The 6112-nt window shown below is 38.2% G+C and carries 1 protein-coding gene, 1 other RNA gene and 1 CRISPR repeat array; both genes read right to left on the bottom strand.

The annotated features are described in order from the left end of the window. Positions 1-41: 41 nt before the first annotated feature. Positions 42-372: a CRISPR direct-repeat array (repeat unit 28 nt; unit sequence GTTAACTGCCGCACAGGCAGCTTAGAAA). A 24-nt stretch (positions 373-396) separates the two neighbouring features. Next, positions 397-814: a transfer-messenger RNA gene (ssrA, locus tag BGC07_RS06090) on the bottom strand. 234 nt (positions 815-1048) lie between these two features. Next, the gene (locus BGC07_RS06085; protein ID WP_069312380.1) at positions 1049-5338 is read right to left on the bottom strand and encodes a protein kinase domain-containing protein; all 4290 of its coding nucleotides are present in this window, start codon (positions 5336-5338) and stop codon (positions 1049-1051) included. Positions 5339-6112: the final 774 nt, after the last annotated feature.

Genomic DNA, 6112 nt, shown 5'->3' with positions numbered 1-6112 from the left:
CAGCTTAGAAAACAAGAAAAAGGTAAGAAAATGAGCTGGTCGTTAACTGCCGCACAGGCAGCTTAGAAAGTTATCGTCAGTGAGCGTGAAGGACTCGAGGAGTTAACTGCCGCACAGGCAGCTTAGAAAAATGGGAAATGTTCAATCTACACAAGACGGAAGTTAACTGCCGCACAGGCAGCTTAGAAAGTTAAGAAGTTGTTTACGTAGTCTAGGTAGAGGTTAACTGCCGCACAGGCAGCTTAGAAAACGAAAATCATCAAGCTCATTCATGAACTCAGGTTAACTACTGCCGCACAGGCAGCTTAGAAACAGTTAAAACGCACTTGAAAGCGCCCCTTTTCGTTAATTGCCGCACAGGCAGCTTAGAAATGGGGAAGTTTTGAAAGGTCAGGGTGGTGGAGACGGCGGGAATCGAACCCGCGTCCGTAAATCCTCCACTCTCGGATCTACATGCTTAGTTCACCTATTATATTTAACTTAGTTTAGCCCGATGAACCTGGCACCACTTCGCGAGTCTGCTTAGGTTTTAGCGTTTAATGCACAGACACATTAAAGTCGCGAGCTTGTAAAAAGATGAACGTTGAAACCCTGGGTCTACAAGCGGACTCAGACAACGTCGATGTGCTGTTTCTTAGGCAGCTTTGACATCAGCAGCAACGACAGAGTCGTTAGCAGCTACAGTGATGTCAGCATCGTTGGCAGCTTTAGCTTCGCCAATTATAAAAGTAATATCTCTGATTAACGAGTGTAGATATCATCACTCGGCATGCCCCTTAAGTTTTGCAATCCACGTCGAAGCCATGTCGTCCCCTTAAGAAGTGCACTGATTATAGGGGAGAAAAAGCAATATTTCAAATCGTTTGTAAAGTCCCCATTTTTATGTCAAGTCTAAAGTGGGGTTCTTGCTTGATGATCCTTTCCCTTTTTATGAGCTTCTATTGCTGACACTATAGGTGCTCCTTTGTTTGTTGTGATTGTTTTAGAAATAAAAATGTTAGAAAAGTGCTATAAAAAAGTACTTAAGAGGTTTATGAGTTGTTTGGATCTATCTCTTTTCACTTTGGCAAATTTTTCTACCGCCTATTCCAATAAACTCATTAGGCTTTCGAGGTTTAGCTCTTTTTACTCTGGTGGACTTGATTCTCTCAATCAACACTTTTCTAAAATTTTTATCACTGTTAATCTGTTCTGTATAAGGATCGATATGCTTCTTAGCATATTCTCTAGAGCCATAATCAGGGTCACCTGTATAGTCCAAAAATACTTTTCTTAAAAAGTGTTGCAATACTTTTGATTCAAGTTTGCTAGCCCTGGGTTCTTTATTGCCCTCATAATAGTAAGCAGCTGGATAAAAATTACATGCCAATGGATTCCCTTTATACTTATAAAAATAAAATAAATAATCAAGGATGTAAGAGAACAATGATGAATTATTAGTTCCCCCTGGGCTCAAGAAGTAACGATAGGGTTCCTCATTTTTGACCATTAATACCAAATGCCTGACACTCTCTTTTTCAAGAGCTTCTAAAAACTTACTCACCTCTTCATCTGTTCTTTTAGTATCACCTCTTAACTTTAACAACTGCTCTTTACAGTGCAATAAGTGCTGTTGATATTGTTTAGTACGTTTTTTCCCTGTGTTTCCAGGCTTTCCATCTTCTGGAATAAGATAACTAGAAGCAGCACTTTGTAATGCCCCGATCATGCAGCCAAATTCATACGCTCTTTTATATAACTTATCTTTCCTAAACTTTGCCCAGCGATTACCATAACCATCAGAATGTCCTGAACGTCTTAAGTTTATTCTCTTTGGTTTATGCGGGAGGGTAGGCTTAAACTGCTGCTGAGATCTTTTAGGCAACTCTTCTGAACTCGAACTTTCCAGCCCAAGTAGACCATCATCAAAGCTATCGCTTAAGCTCACTCTCCTTGGCATCCTATCTCTTCTACCTCGATAAGCAGGTCTAGCCCCAACTATTTGTTGCTGATGGGGCCTCCTAGAAAATTCTTCAGGAGCTGGAGGTATTGGCTCATGCTCATCACCGCTGCAGCTGTCCCATGAATTCATTCTTCTTGATTTACCTTTTTCATGTGGGTGAGTAGGCTTAAGCTGCGGCTGAGATCTTTTAGGCAATTCTTCTGAATTCGAACTTTCCAGTCCAAGTAGACCATCATCAAAGCTATCGCTTAAGCTCATTCTTTTTGGTTTACCTCCTCCATGTGGGTGAGTAGGCTTAAGCTGCGGCTGAGGTCTCTTAGGAAATTCTTCTGAATTTGAATGTTCTAGCGCATACACACCATCATCAAAGCTATCGCTTAAGCTTACTCCCCTCGGCATTTTATCTCTTCTACCTCGATAAGCAGGTCTAGCCCCAACTATTTGTTGCTGATGGGGCCTCCTAGAAAATTCTTCAGGAGCTGGGGGTATTGGCATTGGTTCACAGTCATCATCGCTACAGCTGTCCCATAAGTCTGTTCTTATCGGCATTTTGCCTCTTCTATGTGGATGAGCAGGCTTAAACTGTTGCGAGCGACCTATCATACGCAACTCTTCTGAAATAGACTCATCATCAGATGAATCTAAAAATTGCGGAGGCAGTCCCAGACTTAACCCTTTTCTTCTCGGTAGAGCTTGAGTCAATTCCTGCCATGGATCAGCAGCCATTCTTCCTTTCATGTTACGAACACTTATTTCATAACGACACTTTGTGAAAAGCCCATAGCTTGAAAGGCAAAGTAAATGATCGATACAGCCGGGCCCAAGGCCAATAGCAAATTGGGCTCGCGCACTTCCCTTATTATGGTCTACTTGCTCTTTTATACCACTTACTTGTTTTGATATAAGCTTTCTATGAGTAGAATCACTTAGAAAGTGCCTAGGCTCAGCACGAGATGATTGACCTTGAAAAGTAATAGGTTTCTCTTTCTGGCCATTTCTCCAACTGCCAGAAAATCCTCCAGAGATCTTTTTTTTCAGTCGATTAGAAATAAAGAATGGCTCAAACTTTTCTCGACCTTGCCTATCCTCATCTAATTCCTCTTGCTTTTCTAGGTCAAAGCGGCTTTCAATGTCCTCACGTGATAACCCTCCTTTCTCAAAGTCTTGTATAAAAGAATTGAGCTTGTCTCGCTTACTTGCCTCTAATGCAGATAAGTAATTAACTTCGATGGGCTGCTTTAACCAACGAGCTGCTTCGAATAATGAAAAACTATCATCTCTATTGCCTCTGTACGATCTTTGGTATGGTCCTTGCGCTCCTGATGATGATTGAGTTTTTGCTTTTCTACCCTGAGCTTCAGCTAACGGTTTACGCATATAGTCATAGGCAGAATTAAACCCCATCAATTCATCAGCACTTTCATGTTTTAAAACATCACAAAGAGGGTAGTTCGCTTTTAGTAGTTCTCTTAACGGCTGATTATAATGTGCAAGCTTAGATAACATGAGAATAAGTAGGTTTTGACCCAAGTGATTTTGCCATATTTCTTGTTCTCCATTCAAGTGTGGCGAGCTCAAGTTTAAAGGCATAGAGAGTTGAACTGCGTTATTATTATGGTAACCAACCCCATACCTGAACCTTTCATTAAGAGAGAAGTCTTCTGGTTCTAATAAAAATTTGTCCACTGTTTCATCAAAATCAATGTATAAACCTCCTTCTTTTAAAATACAAATAATTCTCAATAAATCAGAAACAGAGGCGTAATTATTGTAATTAATTTTAGACTCTAGTTCAGGAGTCGTATGGTAATCAGGTGTCCTTCCATATCCGGAGTCAGATGCTTTATAAGTAAAGCCCATCAAATTCAAATAATGATAAAATAATTGCAGCATCATATCAGGTAATGTTGCTTTTAATGGATTCTCACTTCTAGCAGAAACCACACTCTCAGGCTGCCAGAGACTTGAGATATATTTTAATGCACGTGTATTAGTATCACGACCAGCACCTCTTCTATTGCTCATACATTGGAGATCAAATAAAGAGAATGTATAGAAAAAAGGGTTGTTAGGGTGAAATATTTTTTTATAATTCGACTCAACCCAAGCAACTAAATCCCCAATATCACGCAAGTGAAAGTTTTTTAAATTAGCGGCATAACTTAAAGAGTGCCCTTTAATATAACGAGTCGACATTTCAAATTTGGCTTTAGAGTCTGTCCACAAAAAAAAGTGCATTTTCTCTTGTTTTTTTGCCGTTAGTAAAGCTGTCCGCATATTATTCGCGGTAATTTTTCCACCTACCCAAATATAGTGGATGTGAGCTGGAGCTTGTAAAGCCCTTCTTTCTGATTTTGTTACTAGCTGTGCTGCAGCACTAAGATGTGTGGGTAGGCAGTTATAATGAGACCTTGTGCTAGCTCGCTTAGAAAAATTAACACTCAAAGAATATGCATCGATAATGCCTTCATATTTTCTATAAAAAGAATACTCCTTGTAATCTTCAATCAAGCTTAGCAATGAAGGTCTATAAGAAGGAATAAGGTTCAATGCCTTTTCTTGAAAGCCAGAGACCAAACCGGGAATTTCTCCATATTTTTGATAAAAAAGACCAATCATATAACCCAGAGAGTAGACATCTTGGTTAACATTCGCAGGAACTGCTTTACTTCCTCTTTTGCGCCAACGGTCAACTTGGTAAGGCTTTATCACTCTCTCGGGGGCAAATGATGAAGACCTAAGGTTGGTAGGCTTCATTTTAGCGAACCCACCAGACAAGTAACTGTGACCAAAATCAATAAATTTCACAGTGAAAGTAAAGCACTCTTTAGCCAAATACTCTTCTAATACACCCTCTTCTGCTAAGTGCTTCTCAAGTTGAGACCTTCCTATTGAATTCCCCATTTTAGGAAAGCCACTTTCTATTCGTTGAATTCTAATGTTTCTTGACCAAATATCGCCATGAATCACTTTACAGCTATGAATTCTAACTAACTCTAAAATAACTGCAAAAATAATCTCATTTTGGTACAGTGGGTAAGCTTTCATTGCCTCATCAAAACTTACTCCATCAAAATAGGGCATAATAAAGCGGCATTTCTGAACTAAAGAAGATTCTTCTAAAAATATTTCTGATTCATATTGTTGATACGCCCTTTTAAAGCAACTCGCTTCGCTTTTTATTTCTTCTAATGTTCCCGTTTCTTTAAAATCTTTCACAGCATAGTATTTTGCTGTTTTTTCAGATTTAAATTTACGTACTCTCCCATAAATGCCTTCACCAATGACGGAGTCTTCCCTATACTCTACTGGAGTAGGGCCTCCAGAGTCTTCCTCTATAATAGAGCCTTTTCTTGCTCCAGTTGATATCTCATAGTTTAACCTGGATCTAGGCACCTTGAATCCTCTATTTATAAGTGGCTCTATCGCTATTTGAAAAAACAAAGGGAAAATAATTTTTCACAATTAACCATTAACGTTCTAAAATAATTCAAGAATTGTAAATGCTTAAAACAAATAAGAAAACATAAAAAAATGAGAAAAGTTATTTAGCTCTTATATTGAAAAATTTAAAGAAGCTGTTACGATTGCATCATGGTCAGCCTTATTGAATCACAATATTTTATCTTAGTGCTACCAGCATCGGTGCCACTTAAAACTTATCTTGACATAAATTTTTATAATGCTAACTTAGTTTTTAACAATTTTTTAGTGATATTAGTCCAGTTTTATAATATGGCCTGGTTTCAGAGTATTATATTTACTAATCGTGAATGAGTGTTTAAAAAGGTTTGCATGTGGTATTTTTTTAAAATTTATAAAATTGAAACACAGTGTTGCAAACTGGAGTCTTTAATCAATGCCACTAATATATACATGTACTATCTGCAATCTATATGTGTATTACTATTATTATAATTGTAATAAGTGTAGTAAAATTATATGTTATAACTGTTCATCTAAAGATCACCAGGAAAAACAAAAAGGTAGGATTTGTAAAACCTGTAATAGTAATTTTCGTCAAGCTGTTTCATATAATATTGAAAGCGAAAGCGAAAGCGAACACTTAGAATCTTTGCTTAGTCCTGCTAGCGCAAAGGAGCTATTAGCTCTTATAAAACACAGGGCATTTATTTGTAAATCTGCTAATAGAGGGGTGAAAAATAGGCA

Source organism: Piscirickettsia litoralis, from assembly GCF_001720395.1.
Lineage (GTDB): Bacteria > Pseudomonadota > Gammaproteobacteria > Piscirickettsiales > Piscirickettsiaceae > Piscirickettsia > Piscirickettsia litoralis.
Note: the sequence above shows the minus strand (reverse complement) of the source record. Positions and strands in the feature narration are given on the sequence as shown.